Origin of the sequence: Mycobacterium riyadhense, from assembly GCF_963853645.1 — a bacterium.
Taxonomy (GTDB): domain Bacteria; phylum Actinomycetota; class Actinomycetes; order Mycobacteriales; family Mycobacteriaceae; genus Mycobacterium; species Mycobacterium riyadhense.
The window spans coordinates 2,908,715-2,923,811 of the sequence record NZ_OY970456.1 but is presented as its reverse complement, the minus strand read 5'-3'; the positions used below and the strand labels follow the sequence as shown (position 1 = coordinate 2,923,811).

The following is a 15,097-nucleotide window of genomic DNA, read 5'->3' as shown; positions in this document are numbered from 1 at the left end:
CTCACCGCTTGTCGGTTTGACCGGCCGCGATCTCGTCGGCGGCCTTGGCTGCGATATCACCGGCCAGCCGTGAGGCCACCTCGGGGGCGTTCGCCGCGAAGCGAGCCAGCACTCGCTGGCGCAGCGGCGCCACGGTGATTTCCCCGCGATTGCGCTCGATCGCATTGACGACCGCAGCGCCGACCTGCTCCGGCGTGCCGGTGCCAATCAGCGGCGGCGCAGCGGCGCCCGAGTCGGCGAACATTCCTGCACCGCTGATCGCGCCGGGACTGACCACTGAAACGCCGACGCCAGCGGGCCGAAGATCGTCACGCAGGCACAATGCGAAACCGCGTATACCGAATTTCGTTGCGGCATACAGTGAGGCACGCGCCGTCGCCGTCTTGCCGGAGATCGACGAGACGAACACAAAGTGCCCGGACCCGCGCTTGGTGAACACCGGGATCAGTTCGCGGGTCATCTGAACCGGCGCCTCGAGGTTGACCCGGATTGCCCGGTGGACCTGTTCGGCGGTGAAGCTGTCGAGCTTTCCGGAGGCCGGTAGCGCGGCGTTGGCGACCATGACGTCGATCTCGCCCGCCTCGGCGAGCAGCGCCAGCCCGGCACCCGCCTCCGCTAGGTCGCTCACGATCGTCCGGTGGCCACTACCGGCCAGCGAACCCGCGAGCTCGTCGAGCTCCCGCGGCTTACGCGAGCTCAAGATCAGGCGCGAACCCCGGTCGGCGAGCGCTACGGCGATCGCCCGGCCGAGACCGCCGGTAGCGCCGGTGAGTAGGACAGTCTTGCCGGTTAACTCCATCTCGACGAGGCTAGTCCTTGACGTCCTCCCCACGGCTAAAGCCGGGGGATTCCAACCCTGGTGTTGGGTTGGAGCAGTAGTCCCTCACGGTTTCCTGCTGGTTCCTGCTTCACGGCTTCGCCGTAGCCCGCGGGCTACGGGTCATCTCCACAGGCGTTTTGACTGTCCGCTTTAAGCCCGAGGGCCCGCCCGGCGGCCAGTATGACTTTGGCCGCATTAATGTCTGCGTGCTCGCCGTGTGAGCAGTGGGTACACCGAAATACAGCTTGGCTCTCACGGGATTTCGGGTCCACATGCTTACAAACCGAGCAGCGTTGTGACGTAAACGCGGCCGGTACCTTCACCACCTTGGTCCCGGTATACCGAGACACCGACTTCAACGCCAGCTCGAAGCGATACCACCCTTTCGACAAGATTGCCTTATTCAGGCCCGACTTACCGGCCGCCCCGTTTGGCAGGTAGCAGCCCGGATTATTGGGGTCCGCGACGGGCTTGGCCCGCAGGGTCATGTTCTTGGCCGGCAGCTTCTCCAGCACCACCACAGCATTCTTCTCCGCCAACACCCGGGCAGTCTTGACGCAGAAATCCTGGCGGCGCCGCGCCTCCTTAGCCCGCAGCCCCGCGTACCGCTGGCGCGTCTTGTTGCGGTTGGCAGAGCGCTTCGCCGCGCGAGACAGTTTGCGTTGCAGCCGCACCGCGCGACGCTGCTCGGCCGCGGTGCTGAACACCTGATCCAACAGGTCACCGTCGCTGGTTGCTACCGCGACCACCACACCCCGATCCACCCCCACCTCGGCATCCGGCGCCCCATGATCTTCCGGTGCCACGACGCCATCGTCGACCAACACCGACACATACCAATGCCGGCCCTCTTTGGTGAGGGTGGCCGAGCGGATGGCTTCGCCATCCAGGCTGCGCGACGACCGGAACTTCACCCACCCCAACTTAGGCAGCTTCAGCCGGGATTTGTTGCAGTTGAGCTTCTGTAGCTCCATCTTGTTGCCCTCGGGAAACCGAAACGACGGCACCCAGCGCCGCGAGCTACGCCAATGCACCCCAAACGTGCCATGACGCCGGCACGCCTTGTCCAAATCCATCAACGTCTGCTGCAAGCAATGCCCCGGCACCTGTCTCAACCACGGATGCTCCACCTTGGCGTCCACCAGCTCGGCGGCCTGCGGCACGTAGTTCATCCACGCACCCCGCCGGCGGTACTCGCGACGCTGCTCCAAACCGATATTCCATACCGCCCGACACACATCAGCGGTCTGCTGCGCCAACCGGTCCTGTTCCTCGGTCAACTCAAGCCGAAACCGTCTACCGGCCAGCATCACTCACCGCGTCTTCTGGTTTTCGACATAGCGTTTGATCACCGACAACGGCGCCCCGCCAACAGTGGCCACAAAATACGAGTTCGTCCACAACGTCGGCAACCGCGACCGCAACCACGGAAACTCCTCACGCAGCACCCGCGACGAACGCCCCTTGATAGCCTTCACTAACTTGTGGATCCCGAACTGCGGATCCACCTCCACCAACAGATGAACGTGATCAGGCATGGTCTCCATCTCGATCAACCACGCCCCCTTCTCACTGATCACCTCAGCAATGACCTGCTTCAGTCGCTCCTCCATACGCCCGCCGATCACCCGGCGGCGATACTTCGGGCACCACACCACGTGATACGCGCACTGGAAGGCGATATTCGCGTTCGTCCGCAACGTAACACCCACACCCGACAACATTAGACAGCAAGCCGCTATATATCCCGCCCGACACCCCGGAAACACACCCGGCAGTGGCCACCACATTGCGCACTTGACGCGCTCACCCCCAGGGCTGAAGCCCCGGGTCCGCCGCGCTACCTACTTCTTGATCGCACCGGAGTGGACGGGATCTTCTCGTAGCCCGCCGCTGCCGGATGGGGGCGGCTGGGTGGGTGTGGACCGCGGCCTGTCAGCGTTCCTGGTCGGCGCCGCCGCCGACGGCACAGAAGTTGCCGTGTCAGCGATGCGCCCAACGCATGCGCCACCGGGATCAAACAGCAGCGACGGCTATCGAAGTCGTTGTCACGCAAGAGGAAAGGATCGCAACACCGCAAGGATGCCGCGGCCCGGTTGGGCCGCCACCACCATCGGGTCGCCAATGTTCGGCGGCATTTCCTGCACCAGTATCGGGCGAGTTGGTCAAGACCCCCTACCGGATCGTCATCGAGAACCTCAACGTGGCAGGCATGCTGGCCAGCCACCGGCTGGCCCGTGCGATTTCCGATGCGGGATGGGCCGAGTTCGCTCGCCTGCTCAAATACAAGCAGGCGTGGCGCGGAGGCCACCTCGTCGAAGCCGACCGCTGGTATCCCTCGACCCGCCTATGCCCGCACTTCGGGCAGTCAACCGTGCAATGACGCTGGCCGATCGGGTGTTCACCTGTGCTGCGGATACTCCGCCGACAGAGACGCCAACGCCGCGGTGAACCTGGCCCACTGGGGCCACACCCACCACGACGACCTTCATCGATCCCCGGACCCCCAAGCAGGAGGCCGGGCCACCAATGCCCTCCGACGGGACGGCGCTGGCCAACACCCTCGTGTTGGTGAAACCAGCTCGGATGACGCGGGAACCGACGTTCACACCGCCCTAGCGGCCTGAACCACCGGACGCCCGATAAGGGCGGTGCCGAACACTCAACCGAGTTGTTCGACACGCTTTAGATGAGAAGCAGGACCACGAGGGTGATGAGGAACGCGAGGACGCCGCACGCCGCCGCCCAGGCGCCAAGGGCGAATGCCTTAGCTTTTGGGAACGGCATGGCGGCGATGCCAAGAACGAACGGCAGCAGGGGTGCGGCTGGCCAGAAGAAAACCGCGCCAATGCAGGCAAATACCAAGCCACCTGCCAGACCACTCAAAATCATTACGGGAGAACGGTGGTTGCCCACGACTATCGCCCTGTCAACAACTCGGGAAGCCCGATCGCGAACATAAACAGCAGCAAGACCAGCCCGGTGCAGGGTGCGATGAACAGCGCGACCGCATACACGCGAACCGCCGGCCGGCGCGCCAGCCGGTATAGCACCAGACCGACAACCAGGACCGGCACGAACACTCCCCCGGCCGCATAAGCCAGCCGAACCTCCATGGACAGGGCCTTGTCGAGGATCGACAGCACCTTAATGACGACGGCCCACAACACACCGCCGGCTATCGCTCCAGCGAAAGCAGCTCGCAACCAATCGATTTGGCGTTCGTGGGCCTGCGGAGGCGGTGTGGACGACATCGTTTGTCCTAGCGCGGCAGGAACACCGGCGGCATGTTGAGCGGGTCACGCACGACGACCTGGGGTGGGGCACTGACGGGTCCCAATGGCGTCAGATTCGACGGCGGCAGCACAGTCATTCGAGGCATCGCTGGCGCCGGCACCGATTCACCCGGGGTGGTTGGCAGCGTGGGTCGGGGCAGCTCGGGGAATACATCATTAAACCCGCTGACAATCGAGTAGTCCCCCACCGTCTTATGAAATGGCAAACCCACCAATGGGCCGGATGCGTCGTCGGTGAAAGACGGCCACGACTGCAACAAGGGCACGCCGACGGCGCCGGGTCGATCACTGTAAATCTCCAGGGCCGGGAACGTAGTGACGTTCCCGCCCACGTGCGGGCCCGACGGCGAGGGTGCGATGGCCAAGGTTCCGTTGACGCTGATCGGGATGGCTTTCGCAGGCCCCTCGCCGCCCGGGGAGAAGGGATCGGCGGCGTTGTAGTTGATCAGCACCGAACCGTTGCTTTGTTGGGTCGCGGAAATGTCCGGCGTACCGACCCGGACCTGCCCGGTATCGGCGTTAACCGACGGGTTCTGGCGGGCAACGATGATTCCGTTGTCGTAGTCGACAAAAATCGACACTCGCGAGCCCTCTGGGCCGACGGTAGGAGAGAAACCTCGGTTGTCGCCGAGGTTGTTGTCGTACGGCGGCCAACCGAGTTTGGGATCCCACACGTCGCGGCCGGGAATGAACATGTTGGTCCGGACGACTCCTTGCCCGGGAACGGGTTTGATTCGTCCCACCACGATGTTGGGCGGCACTCCCTGGTTTTTGGGGTCATAACTGTGTGGGTCGAGGGCGGCGGCGGTGTCCCAGTCGCTGCCGCTGACCGGTTCCCGACCGAAAACCTTCTTGAATGCGTCAATCTGGTTGCGACGGCGTTGATCGTCTCCGGGAGCTTGAGGCATTCCGGGTGCCGGGGTGAGCGGAAGATCGAGGCCGACCGCCTGCAGACGGTCCGCGGCTCCAGCGAATCGTCCCATCGCGTCGCGGATCACCCCGCTGGCCTCTTGCAGGCGCCGATGGCCCGCGGTCAGCACCGCAGCTCTGCCCTTGGGGGTGTTCACAATCGGCCAGAGCGCCTTCTTGTCGCTTTCCCAACCGGCTTGAACGCCCGCGATCCGGGTGCGCGCGTCAATGGTTATCGTCGCCGCATCGTTGATGACGCCGGTCGCCGAAACCTGGCACGCATGCAGTCGGTTGCGGTTGCCCTCCAGTTGAGTGGACATGTCGCGCGCGGAATCGCTGGCATCGCCCGTCCACGCCGGCCACGGCGGTGCCAGGCTCGGCGGTGGCGGCGCGGTAACCGCCGCCGGCTCCCCGGTCCCCAACAGTTGACGGAGCTCGGCCAACGCCGCATCGATGGACCCAACGTCGCTCACCGACGAAACTTAACCCGAAACGACTCGCCACCCAAAGGGGCATCCTCGACCAGTGGAACTGGACCAATCGCCCGGTCCCCGAGCACTATCTACTGAGACCTCACAACCGTCAGGAGATTCGATGCCAAACCGATTGACCGGCAAGGTCGCCCTCGTCAGCGGCGGAGCCCGCGGCATGGGTGCGTCGCACGTGCGAGCGCTAGTCGCCGAAGGCGCCAAGGTGGTGTTCGGCGACATACTTGACGACGCGGGAAAGGCGGTGGCGGCCGAGGTCGGTGATACCGCTCGCTACCGCCACCTCGATGTCACCAACCCTGATCACTGGGCTGCCGCGGTCGAGACCGCCCTGACCGAGTTCGGTGAGCTCGATGTGCTGGTGAACAACGCCGGCATTATCAACGTCGGAACGTTCGAGGACTATGCGTTATCCGAATGGCAGCGAATCCTGGATGTCAACCTCACCGGTGTGTTCCTGGGCATCCGGGCGGTCGTCAAACCCATGAAAGCCGCTGGCCGCGGGTCCATTATCAATATCTCGTCCATCGAAGGACTGGCCGGCACCATGGGCTGCCACGGCTACACCGCGACGAAGTTCGGCGTGCGGGGTCTGACCAAGTCGGCGGCACTGGAACTGGGGGCCAATGGAATCCGGGTGAACTCGATCCACCCCGGGCTCATCAAGACACCGATGACCGAATGGGTACCCGAAGACCTCTTTCAGACCGCCCTGGGCCGTGCGGCCGAACCTCAGGAGGTTTCCAACTTGGTGGTCTACCTCGCTAGCGACGAGTCCAGCTACTCCACCGGCTCAGAATTCGTGGTTGACGGCGGGTGCGTTGCCGGCCTCGGCCACAAGGACTTCTCCGCCATCGATACTGCCCAGCAACCGGAATGGGTCACTTAAAGCGAATGGTTTCGCCTGCCCATTTTCAAACGGGTTCGTCGTTTCCGTCGTATAGGAGTCTTTCCCGGGTAATGATACGGATTGGTTCGGCGCTGTCCGTGATCCAGGTGCGCCAGCGGTATCCATTCGGTGTCATCTTTGGCGTTTTTGCGGGATCTACAGACAGCGGGTTTCAGGCCTGAACGGCTATCGGAAAATTCGCTTGTCCCGGTGGCGCCGCAAAGCTGTGTTGCAACGCGGCCGGCAGCTTAGTGCGCCCGGTAGGAACGAGGGAAAGTTGAGCGAAGCGTAGACGCCGTCGAGGTCCATGTCTTTGACGCGTTCGTCGATATCCCAGGCGCCCCTGCGCATTTCATCGAAGCGCACCGGCTCAAAGCCATACTCCGACATCGGCCGCCAACTACACCGTGTCCGTGACGAAGCTCGGTGTGGATGTGTATTGCCGGCGTGACGTCGCAGCGACCGCGGACCACCCGCGCGGCTCGACTCCGATCGGGGGGACCACTGATGGCGCCCGCACTTCGAGGCCGCCTCGGCGTGGGTTAGAAACGTTCGTGATTGGCCTCAATCCTTACTCGAACATCCTCGCGGAGTTGGCCTTTGGCGATCTTTCCGCCGGAAGATCGGGGTAGCTCGTCAACCACGATGAGGCGTTCGGGCAGCAGCTCTTTGGAAACGCCCAGTGTCAGCAGATGGTTGATGAGCTCAGGCAAATCGATGCTGCGGGGTTCAGCGAGTTCGGCATAGAGGCAAACCTTTTCGCCGAACACCGGATCGGGCATCGCGACCGCGGCCGCAACCCCGATGGCTGGATGGGTTGTGACTGCTTCCTCGACTTGCGCCGCGCTGATGTTCTTGCCGCCGCGCACGATGAAGTCGGATGTCCTGCCGGTGACGCTCAGATAGCCGTCGGCATCGATTTCGCAGAGGTCGCCCATGCGCATCCACCCGTCACGGGTAAACAGCTTGTCGTGGTCGGTGCCGCCGAGATAGCCAAGGCTGGTCGCCGGACCTCGGCACGCGGGCTGGCCACGCCCAGTGTCGGTGACATCTCGGTCGCCGTCGAAGAGCCGAACCCGCATTTCCGGCACGATCCGGCCGGCGGTTTTCAGCCGGCGTTCGCGAGGGTCGTCCAACCTGGTCGCACTGAGCAACCCGGTCTCATTCGATCCGTAGAACTGCAGAATCTTGGCACCGGTGAGATCCTCAAACCCGGCGGCCGGCCGATATGGCAAGGCCTCGCCGCCGGTGAAAACGACACGCAGCGAACTCAGGTCGTAACCCCGGCAAGCACGGTCAGCCATCAGCACCGTCAATTGTGTACTGACGCAACACAACACGCTTACCTTATGGTGGGCTATCGCCTCACACGCCGCCCTGGTACCGAATCGCTCCAGGATCACCGCTGTGGCGCCGAGGTAGATCGGAGTCGTATGCCTGGTCCATATTCCGAAGCCGAATGGCATGGGTATGACGGGCAGGAACACATCGTCCGCCGTGAGCAGCCCGTTCGCAACGGCCTTCTGGTGAAAGTAATGCCAACGGTTTTGGGTGTGTACCACACACTTGGGCAACCCAGTGGTCCCGGAAGTGGAGTTGATTAGAAAGACGTCGTCGGGGCCCAGTTGCGACTCGACCGATAGTGGCCTGGACTTCGCGTCGACGTCTAGAAATGGCACTCCCCCGTCATCAGCCAGGACCAGTAACTGCACTGCCAGGTCGGCGGCTACGCCGCCCGCGGTTTCGCGGCGCTGTGCGTCGGCTACGACGATCTTGGGATGGGCACTGGTCAGTATCTGGCCGGCCTCCCGGGTGCCGGCCCGCGCGCCGATGCCGACGGCTATGGCACCACAACGCTCGATGGCAACCAACAGCACGTGCGTGGCGGCGGAGTCGCCGCGCCATACCGCGATCCGGTCGCCACGGGTCACCCCAAGTCCGCTCAGCTGTTCGGCTAGAGCTGTTGCCGCACAGTCGAATTCAAACCAACTTAGCGAGACGCCGATAGGTTCGACGAAGGCCGCCCGCTCGGGTGAGTGTCCCGCATTACGACGTACCGCGTCCGACAGCGTCGAATCGGACCACCAACCGGCCGCGCGATTCCGGGCCGCCTCGTTGGCGGTGAATGCGGGCCCACCCAGGATCGCGGGCACCGTGTCCGGCGCACCGGCGTGCATTACCAAATCATAGATAAACGATGCGATCCCTGCCCCTGGGCTGCCCCACACAATTGGCTGACGCTCGTCATTGACATGTGTCAGTTAAATTCGATATGTTGCCAAAGTGCCGTTGAAGACCTCTGGTACGGAGGCAGGCTCGCCGGGCGTGCGGGAGACCCAGCGCCTTCAGACACGGGCGCGGGTGTTCGAAGCCGCGGTGGCCGAGATGAGCCGATCCGGTTTGGCGGGTGCGGATGTAGGGGCGATCGTCGCGGCGGCGGGCGTAGCTCGAGGCACCTTCTACTTTCACTTCCCGACCAAGGAGCACGTGCTGGTCGAGTTGGAGCGCCTCGAAGAGGCCAAGATCGTAGCGAAGCTCAACGCGCGAGCGACCAAGCGAGACGATCTGGCGTCGATGCTCACGCTGCTGGTGCGCCAGGTGCTAGCCGCCGAGCGCCGGTTGGGTCCGGTGGTGTTCCGGGACATGCTGGGTTTGCACTTCTCGCCGACGCGACCCATCGAGGATGCGCTGGGTAAGCATCCGCTCGCCGAGTTTGTCATCACCGCGGTCGCCGACGCGCAGGCCGTCGGACAGGTATCTCGAGAAGCCGACCCGGGCGAGCTCGGCGTGATCTTTATGACCGGGCTATTCGCGTTGCTGGCCACCGGCGCGCCCGCGTCCCGGGCGCGGAACACGCTGCTGGACCGGTACGTCAAGACGGTCGTTCACGGGATGGGGGAACGATGAGCGAAACAGGTATCGAGGGCTACCGTAACTTTCTGGCCCGGCGCGACGGCGACGCCGATCTGTTGCATCGACGCCCGACAAGTCGTGAACAGTTCTTCGCAGCCCTGGATGCGGACCCGGTGCGCTCGACTCACCCGGTCGATCGGCGAGTGTTTATGCGGAACCTGCGCCACCGCCGGCCCGAGCCCGACATCGATCGCAAACTGCTGTTCCTGTTGGCCACCGCAAAGTTGAACCAAGCGGAGCGATTCGGTGTCGACCTGGGCGACACGTACGGGCGCATCGGCGGCGATGACCAGCCACCGGAGCGGGTGTACATCGCGCTCGAGGAGCACTATCACACCCGTCTGCTGGCTTACGTGCTGGACATGTTCGGTCTGCCGTTCCAGGTGGTGGTGCCGCCGTTCGTGATGCGCCAGTTCGTCAAGATGGAAGTGTTCCTCCCCGAACGACTCGGATTTGCGTTTGTGGGCGCGGCGGAAATGGCCGGCTGCATCATGTTTTACGAACTGCGGCGGGTGGGCGTCGAGCTGTTCGCCGACGAACCCGACGTTGCCGCACGGATCGAGCGGCTCTACACCGAAATCCTTGCCGACGAGATTAGGCACGTCGGCTACTGCGCGGCCAACTGCACGAAACCTGAGCGGGCCCTGATGCGTTGGCTCTACCCGCGGTTCGGACGACTCTTTGCCCGACAGACCGCCGAGATCGGCCTACTCGCCGATCGCAACGAGCTAGATTCCCGCCTGGATCGCCCCTTCGATATAGACGAGCTCACCGCCGACATGCCGAACGAGACGTTTTTCGCCGCACGCCCCTGACCGGGTCAACAGGCACCCTTGATCTGGGCCAACCGGCCGTCTACCTGCACTCCAAGAATCTGTTGTGAATCCTCCAAGGGCGGTCCCGGACCGTTTAGCCGCCTGAAAACGAACCCTCTTGGCACTCCCATGTTTGGGATCGGTAGCGCATTGCCGCAGTCACCTTGCCCCATGGCTGCGAATAGACAGAGAGCCACAAGAAGGAGCGAGCCAGTGAAAACCAAGGTGGTTGTGGTGTCGATCGGGGGGATGGTCGGCCTCTTGCTCCTCGTGCACTACTTCGCGCTGAGCCGATCAGGAATGCCGTCGGGGTGGATGCTCTACCTCGGACTGCCGATTACCGCGGCCGGCGTGCTGTCTGCGCTGCGGCTCATCGAGCTCGGCGAGGGGTGGGGGCCTACGACCGGTGCCGGTTCCAGTTCGATCTCCGAACGCCTGCGCGATCTCGAGACCCTGCACGGGAGCGGCGCGATCTCGGATACGGAATATGCCGCACGCCGGCTGCACATCATTTCGGAGGGTTGATGGGTCGCCCAAGGATTTATTGAGGATCCTCCAAGTGCGCCCCGGACGCTCGAAGTCACACCAACAAACCGACATCACAGAGGAGTTCGAGGACAACGTGACTTCTCCGGCGGCTGGAAGCCGCCGGCTTCTTCTCACGCTGCTTGAGCGTGAAGGGCCAGCCCGGCCCGTAGGATGTTGCGCGCGGCCATCTCGTCCGCTTGCGCGGCGATGCGAGCACCGCTGGCAGACGAACACCGCTTGGGTGACCCGGTTTTGGGCGGCTGCATACCCACATTCCTCGCAGCCATCCGTGGGGGCACCTCCCGCTTGCGGGGGAGCGTGCCGGGGGTCGACCTCGATCCAGATACGCCCAGCATCTTCCGCTTTGGCGCGCAGAATCAAGACGAAGCCACCCCAGCCCGCGTCCCCAATACTCCTTGACAGCCCGGACTTCGCCCGGGCGCCGTTGGGCAAAAACTACCCCGAATGATCCTCATCGACAACGGGCTTGGCCCGCCGCATCATGTTGGCGATCTTGAGATCCTCCACCACCAACAGGTCATATCCCGCGACGAGCTTACGGGCCTGTTTGTGGTGAAAGTCCTTACGCTGGTTCGCGATCTTGCGATGACACGCAGCGACAGTCTCCCGACGCTCGTGGCGGCTCTTCGACCCGCGCTTTGCTCGGCCCAGCCGCTGCTGCGCCGCAGCCAGCTTGTCCGCCGCTGCCCGGCCCCAGCACGGATTGTCGACGTGCTCACCGTCACTGGTGGTGGCCAAACTCGCGATGCCGACATCGATCCCAACCTGGCGACCGGTGACCGGCACTGGATTGGTTAGCACGTCGTCGCACGACAGCACCAGCATCCAGCGCCGGCCTTGGCGTTTGATCTGGATAGTCTTGACCCGGCCCGCCACCTGGCGGTGCAGTTCAACCTTGACCTGGCCGATCCCCTGCAACTACACCCGCTTCGTGCCGGGCAGCCAGCGAACGCCGTCACCGTCTTTAGGCCACTCCACACAACCAAACCCGGCCTTGCCCTTAAACCGCCGATAGCCCGGCTTCACGGCGGGCTTGGCCGTCTTGACTCGCCGGAAGAATCCGCCGAACGCCTTATCGAGCCTACCCAGCGTGGCCTGTTGACTGGCAAACGACCACACCGCCACATCCGGGCGCGCCGACCCGATGTCGGTCAACTGCGCGGATTGATCCCCGTAGTTGATGCGGGTCTTGCTGTGCACCCACGCATCCCGGCGTTCCTGTAACGCGGCGTTGTACAACTCGCGGTGAGAGTCCACGCACGCCGCCAACGCGATGTGCTGACGGGCTGTCGGACGCAGCCGAAACACCTACGCCCGCCTCATGAGGCCAGCACAGCGTCCCACTGCGAATCTGGGCACCCGTACGTTCGGCGAGCTGCAGTTCCGCGTGGCGCTTGCCTGCCACCATAAACAGCGCGATAAAGGCGATCACTACGAGAAACCACGGTGACAGCGAAATCCCAGTGGCCACACATGCGATCGCTCGGATCAAGTACGCGGATGCGACGATGCAAATGTCAAGCGCCGCTTGGTGTTTGAGGCTAAAACAGTAGCCGAACTGCATTGCCAGATAGGTCGTGACGACCAGGGCAAGCGCGGGGACCGTCGCCAGCGAGACCGCCAAGGCCGCGCTGGCCAGCGCGATGGCCAGGTCCAGGCCAGCGCCGGCGAAACCACCCCGGCGGCTAGGGGACGGGAGCATTTGACGGGGTGCTGCCGGTCGGCATCCGCGTCGCGGATATCGTTGATCAGAAAATCGAGGAAGCGGCCAGGCAGCACACCACCAACGCGATGCCCGCCTTGTAGAAAACGTCACGGAAGTCGTGATCGCCGCCGACGGTGGCCAACGAAGCACCAACGACCAACACGTTTTGATCCATTGCCGCGGCCGCAGCGCTTTGATAATGCCCGCCGCCGCAACGGAGGGCGGCCGCATCTCGGACGACAGTCGACTGACCACGAGTGTCGATTATGACGGGATCAGCGCACGCGATGTGACGAAACGACGCCAGTGATCTGCCACCCTTGAGGCGAATCTTCCAGCGCCCGCGTCAATCCGACGTGACCGGACGTGCCCGAACCGTCGTTGCGAGCTCTGACAGGGTGCTCAACCAGTCAGTCGACTGGTGCACAGGCTCATTGCCAGTGTCGATTTTCCGACGAAATTCCCGCAGCATTCCACTGTTCGCGCTAACCCGGTCTTTCAGTAATCGGGAAAACGTTGGAGGTTCTGGCGAGTGAATGCGCCATAGCGGGTTGGTAGATCCGCGCAAGGCCAGCCGCAGAGTTTCCAACCATAGGACCGGGCCAGCGAATGAGTGCAGAACTAAACTTCCGTCTCGAAATCCGATCTCGACCCGCTGCGGAACCGGGCTGTCGCTACCATCGTCGACCGGCCCGACGTCCTGGCTGCATTGCACGCGCAGCGGAACTTCGTCGATCACCCCGCAGAAGCTCGCGAACGGATGCTTCGGTGTCGCTGGCGGCGGCTGTTCATGCTGAAGATGTGCCGCAGCAAGCGAACCCAACGCACGTCCGAGAACATCGAAAGTGGGGTACGCCGCACGAGGCGCAGTAACGACGGAGACGTACGTCGGTGGGCTCGAATCACGCCGTCGACGACATTCATCAATGAATGCGCGCGCCGAGCTGAGCTCCGCGAAGTGGCAATTTACGAAATGAGTTACCTTTGCCGACAGAGCTTCCTGACGCAGGTCGCGGAGCACGTCACTGCGTACCGGGTGTTCCATCAGGACATGGACGCCCCGACGAATCAGCTGTTTGGCTACTGTTGCTGCCGCCGTCGGTGGAAGCGCGACAATCGCGGCGTCAGCGTCAGTCGGAATTTCTGAGACACTAGCCCAGAGAGGAATTTTCTGCCGTGCAGCCAGTCGCGCCGAACGTTCGCTTCCAGCCGCGAGTATGCCGATTAACTCGAATGAGTCATTCAGCTCTTGCAAAGACGGGACGTAGAAGGCGCCGTAATTGCTGCCACAGAGAACTACCTTTGTCCTGCGTTCGAGGGCGGTCATACCGGCTCGTGCAAAGGGGTCCGCATCGGTGATGCAGCCGCCGGCAACAACAGGCCGGGCGCAATAACCTTGACGACGGGAACGCAGGCACCGGGAAAATCGCACACCACCGCCAGCGGTTCTATCCCGGTTCGCGCGGCGACCGCGGTCGCTGCCTCGGCTACCAGCGCAGGCAGCGAGTCGGTACTCACAACCTGCCACGGAGTCGGCGTCGCCGCCGAAAGGCGCATCGTCGAGCGCTGAGCGGCGACGGGTTGTGTGTTGGCGAACCGCTCAAAGAGTGTCGACGGGATGTCCTCGCGAACTCCGCTGATCGCAGTAAGTCGCGATTGAGCAGCCTCGGTAATCGATCGCGACAACGCCACGTTGGGGTCGTGGTGCAACCCACTGCCAAAGAACGGCGCCCCCAGCTTCGCTGAAATCAACTCAACGGCGAAGCAGAAGTAGCCGCTCCAGACGTCGATGCGGGCGATTCGCAATTCACTACCGGAGCCATAAACCTTTCCAATTAGATCGGCGCACTCCGCGCCGCCGACATCGTCAGCCGGAACTTCCCACATAGTCGAATCTGCCACCGCCGCACCCAGGCAGTACCGTTCCATGATTTCGTAAAGGCCATGCAATGCAGCTTCGTAGTAGCTGTTGCCCGAGGCCAGACCTTGGGTGTGCATCGTGAACATCGGCGGTCCCCAACTCTCGCTGACCGCAACATTGACCGTCACCGCCGCCGACGGCACCAATGTCCGGCGGCCGGTCAGCAGGGTCGTCGCGATCATCCAGTCGAGCTTGGCGCGGGAGTGATAGAAGCTACCGGGCGGGCGGTCGAGGAGAGCGGGATCGTAGGTCAACGCCGAGATCAAGTCTTCGGTAGCCGTAAACCGTAAGTCAGGAGCGGCATTTTCGCTGTGCCAGTATTCGAGCGATTCCATCACGGCCGATACCTGAGCGGCGCGATAGCTGCTGGCTTTTCCTTGGCTCACCGACACCGTCAGCGAGGCCGGCCGCACCACCTGCACCGTGGGAATACCGATCTCGTCCAGCCAGGTGATGTCGGCAATCCGGGTGATGCCGGCCGGTCCAAGCAGCGGCTGTACAGCCAGCCAAGTCTCCTCGGGGCTAACGGTGCGATGGGTGCCTTGATGGTGGCTAATTACAGCGGGGTCACCTGAGCCAAGCGAACGAGTCGGCCAATGAGACCAATCCGGGCCGAACTTCCCCGTGCGGGACGGACACGAATTCGGCATACGAAATATCTTCTTCGGAAAACTAGCGGTGGGGAACCCGCAATCAGCTACGAGTTCCCCACCACCGTGTGGTCTGAATTGACCCGCGTATCACTCCATCGAAAAGCAGATCGCAACGACGTGAAGCTCGCCTTCGATCTCG

The 15,097-nt window shown here is 63.2% G+C and carries 16 protein-coding genes and 2 pseudogenes; 5 read left to right on the top strand and 13 right to left on the bottom strand.

Features of this window, described 5'->3' with window-relative positions; genetic code table 11:
* Position 1: 1 nt before the first annotated feature.
* From AADZ78_RS13085 to tnpA, 3 genes are all read right to left on the bottom strand, one after another.
* A complete protein-coding gene (locus AADZ78_RS13085) occupies positions 2 to 799 on the bottom strand; it encodes an SDR family NAD(P)-dependent oxidoreductase (protein WP_085250913.1) in 798 nt (265 codons plus the stop codon).
* Positions 800 to 933: 134 nt separating this feature from the next.
* Positions 934 to 2,130: an RNA-guided endonuclease InsQ/TnpB family protein gene (locus tag AADZ78_RS13080; protein WP_085250917.1), complete on the bottom strand. Its 1,197-nt coding sequence runs from the start codon at positions 2,128 to 2,130 to the stop codon at positions 934 to 936.
* Positions 2,131 to 2,133: 3 nt separating this feature from the next.
* Entirely contained in the window at positions 2,134 to 2,532 is a 399-nt protein-coding gene (gene tnpA / locus AADZ78_RS13075) for an IS200/IS605 family transposase (protein ID WP_085250916.1), read from the bottom strand.
* Between the two features lie 449 nt (positions 2,533 to 2,981).
* Between tnpA and AADZ78_RS13070 the strand changes: the two genes are divergently transcribed.
* Positions 2,982 to 3,203, top strand: a complete 222-nt coding sequence (locus AADZ78_RS13070; RefSeq protein ID WP_169726315.1) for a transposase — start codon at positions 2,982 to 2,984, stop codon at positions 3,201 to 3,203.
* 302 nt (positions 3,204 to 3,505) lie between these two features.
* Here the strand turns inward: AADZ78_RS13070 and AADZ78_RS13065 are convergent, their stop codons facing one another.
* Genes AADZ78_RS13065 through AADZ78_RS13055 form a run of 3 tightly spaced genes read right to left on the bottom strand, consistent with a single transcriptional unit; the run spans position 3,506 to position 5,498 of the window.
* Positions 3,506 to 3,736, bottom strand: a complete 231-nt coding sequence (locus tag AADZ78_RS13065; RefSeq protein WP_204800750.1) for a hypothetical protein — start codon at positions 3,734 to 3,736, stop codon at positions 3,506 to 3,508.
* Between the two features lie 2 nt (positions 3,737 to 3,738).
* The gene (locus AADZ78_RS13060; protein ID WP_085250910.1) at positions 3,739 to 4,074 is read right to left on the bottom strand and encodes a hypothetical protein; all 336 of its coding nucleotides are present in this window, start codon (positions 4,072 to 4,074) and stop codon (positions 3,739 to 3,741) included.
* Positions 4,075 to 4,082: 8 nt separating this feature from the next.
* Positions 4,083 to 5,498, bottom strand: coding sequence for a hypothetical protein (locus tag AADZ78_RS13055; RefSeq protein WP_085250909.1), 1,416 nt, complete (start codon positions 5,496 to 5,498; stop codon positions 4,083 to 4,085).
* Between the two features lie 121 nt (positions 5,499 to 5,619).
* Here AADZ78_RS13055 and AADZ78_RS13050 point away from each other — a divergent pair, with 121 nt between their 5' ends.
* Positions 5,620 to 6,402 (top strand): SDR family oxidoreductase, encoded by a 783-nt coding sequence (locus AADZ78_RS13050; RefSeq protein ID WP_085250908.1) that lies wholly within the window; start codon positions 5,620 to 5,622, stop codon positions 6,400 to 6,402.
* Between the two features lie 255 nt (positions 6,403 to 6,657).
* Here the strand turns inward: AADZ78_RS13050 and AADZ78_RS13045 are convergent.
* Positions 6,658 to 6,798 (bottom strand): annotated as a pseudogene (locus AADZ78_RS13045) (amidohydrolase); the annotation flags it as partial.
* Positions 6,799 to 6,944: 146 nt separating this feature from the next.
* Positions 6,945 to 8,579 carry a class I adenylate-forming enzyme family protein gene (locus tag AADZ78_RS13040; protein ID WP_085250906.1) on the bottom strand — a complete coding sequence of 545 codons (1,635 nt, stop codon included), beginning with the start codon at positions 8,577 to 8,579 and terminating at the stop codon, positions 6,945 to 6,947.
* A gap of 106 nt (positions 8,580 to 8,685) precedes the next feature.
* On the opposite strand from AADZ78_RS13040, the gene AADZ78_RS13035 reads away from it, so the two are divergent.
* The 3 genes from AADZ78_RS13035 (at position 8,686) to AADZ78_RS13025 (ending at position 10,655) form a co-directional block, all read left to right on the top strand.
* Positions 8,686 to 9,309, top strand: a complete 624-nt coding sequence (locus AADZ78_RS13035; RefSeq protein WP_239656734.1) for a TetR/AcrR family transcriptional regulator — start codon at positions 8,686 to 8,688, stop codon at positions 9,307 to 9,309.
* Positions 9,306 to 10,130, top strand: a complete 825-nt coding sequence (locus AADZ78_RS13030; protein ID WP_085250904.1) for a hypothetical protein — start codon at positions 9,306 to 9,308, stop codon at positions 10,128 to 10,130. Before AADZ78_RS13035 ends, AADZ78_RS13030 begins: the two co-directional genes overlap by 4 nt.
* A gap of 213 nt (positions 10,131 to 10,343) precedes the next feature.
* Positions 10,344 to 10,655: a hypothetical protein gene (locus AADZ78_RS13025; RefSeq protein ID WP_085250903.1), complete on the top strand. Its 312-nt coding sequence runs from the start codon at positions 10,344 to 10,346 to the stop codon at positions 10,653 to 10,655.
* A 459-nt stretch (positions 10,656 to 11,114) separates the two neighbouring features.
* Here the strand turns inward: AADZ78_RS13025 and AADZ78_RS13020 are convergent, their stop codons facing one another.
* The 5 genes and pseudogenes from AADZ78_RS13020 to AADZ78_RS13000 all read right to left on the bottom strand — a co-directional run bounded on the left by AADZ78_RS13020 (position 11,115) and on the right by AADZ78_RS13000 (position 14,955).
* Entirely contained in the window at positions 11,115 to 11,597 is a 483-nt protein-coding gene (locus AADZ78_RS13020) for an RNA-guided endonuclease InsQ/TnpB family protein (RefSeq protein ID WP_239656735.1), read from the bottom strand.
* Entirely contained in the window at positions 11,598 to 11,987 is a 390-nt protein-coding gene (locus AADZ78_RS13015; protein WP_239656855.1) for a helix-turn-helix domain-containing protein, read from the bottom strand. It abuts the gene before it with no gap.
* 37 nt (positions 11,988 to 12,024) lie between these two features.
* Positions 12,025 to 12,615 (bottom strand): annotated as a pseudogene (locus tag AADZ78_RS13010) (decaprenyl-phosphate phosphoribosyltransferase); the annotation flags it as partial.
* Between the two features lie 115 nt (positions 12,616 to 12,730).
* On the bottom strand, positions 12,731 to 13,711 hold the full coding sequence (locus AADZ78_RS13005) for a Gfo/Idh/MocA family oxidoreductase (protein ID WP_085250967.1): 981 nt from the start codon (positions 13,709 to 13,711) through the stop codon (positions 12,731 to 12,733).
* Positions 13,708 to 14,955: a YcaO-like family protein gene (locus AADZ78_RS13000; protein WP_085250966.1), complete on the bottom strand. Its 1,248-nt coding sequence runs from the start codon at positions 14,953 to 14,955 to the stop codon at positions 13,708 to 13,710. Before AADZ78_RS13000 ends, AADZ78_RS13005 begins: the two co-directional genes overlap by 4 nt.
* Positions 14,956 to 15,097: the final 142 nt, after the last annotated feature.

Coding starts and splice junctions, on each gene's coding strand:
- AADZ78_RS13085 (WP_085250913.1), bottom strand. CDS start 799: ATGGAGTTAACCGGCAAGACTGTCCTACTCACCGGCGCTACCGGCGGT.
- AADZ78_RS13080 (WP_085250917.1), bottom strand. CDS start 2,130: ATGCTGGCCGGTAGACGGTTTCGGCTTGAGTTGACCGAGGAACAGGAC.
- AADZ78_RS13060 (WP_085250910.1), bottom strand. CDS start 4,074: ATGTCGTCCACACCGCCTCCGCAGGCCCACGAACGCCAAATCGATTGG.
- AADZ78_RS13050 (WP_085250908.1), top strand. CDS start 5,620: ATGCCAAACCGATTGACCGGCAAGGTCGCCCTCGTCAGCGGCGGAGCC.
- AADZ78_RS13040 (WP_085250906.1), bottom strand. CDS start 8,579: ATGCACGCCGGTGCGCCGGACACGGTGCCCGCGATCCTGGGTGGGCCC.
- AADZ78_RS13030 (WP_085250904.1), top strand. CDS start 9,306: ATGAGCGAAACAGGTATCGAGGGCTACCGTAACTTTCTGGCCCGGCGC.
- AADZ78_RS13005 (WP_085250967.1), bottom strand. CDS start 13,711: ATGACCGCCCTCGAACGCAGGACAAAGGTAGTTCTCTGTGGCAGCAAT.
- AADZ78_RS13000 (WP_085250966.1), bottom strand. CDS start 14,955: ATGCCGAATTCGTGTCCGTCCCGCACGGGGAAGTTCGGCCCGGATTGG.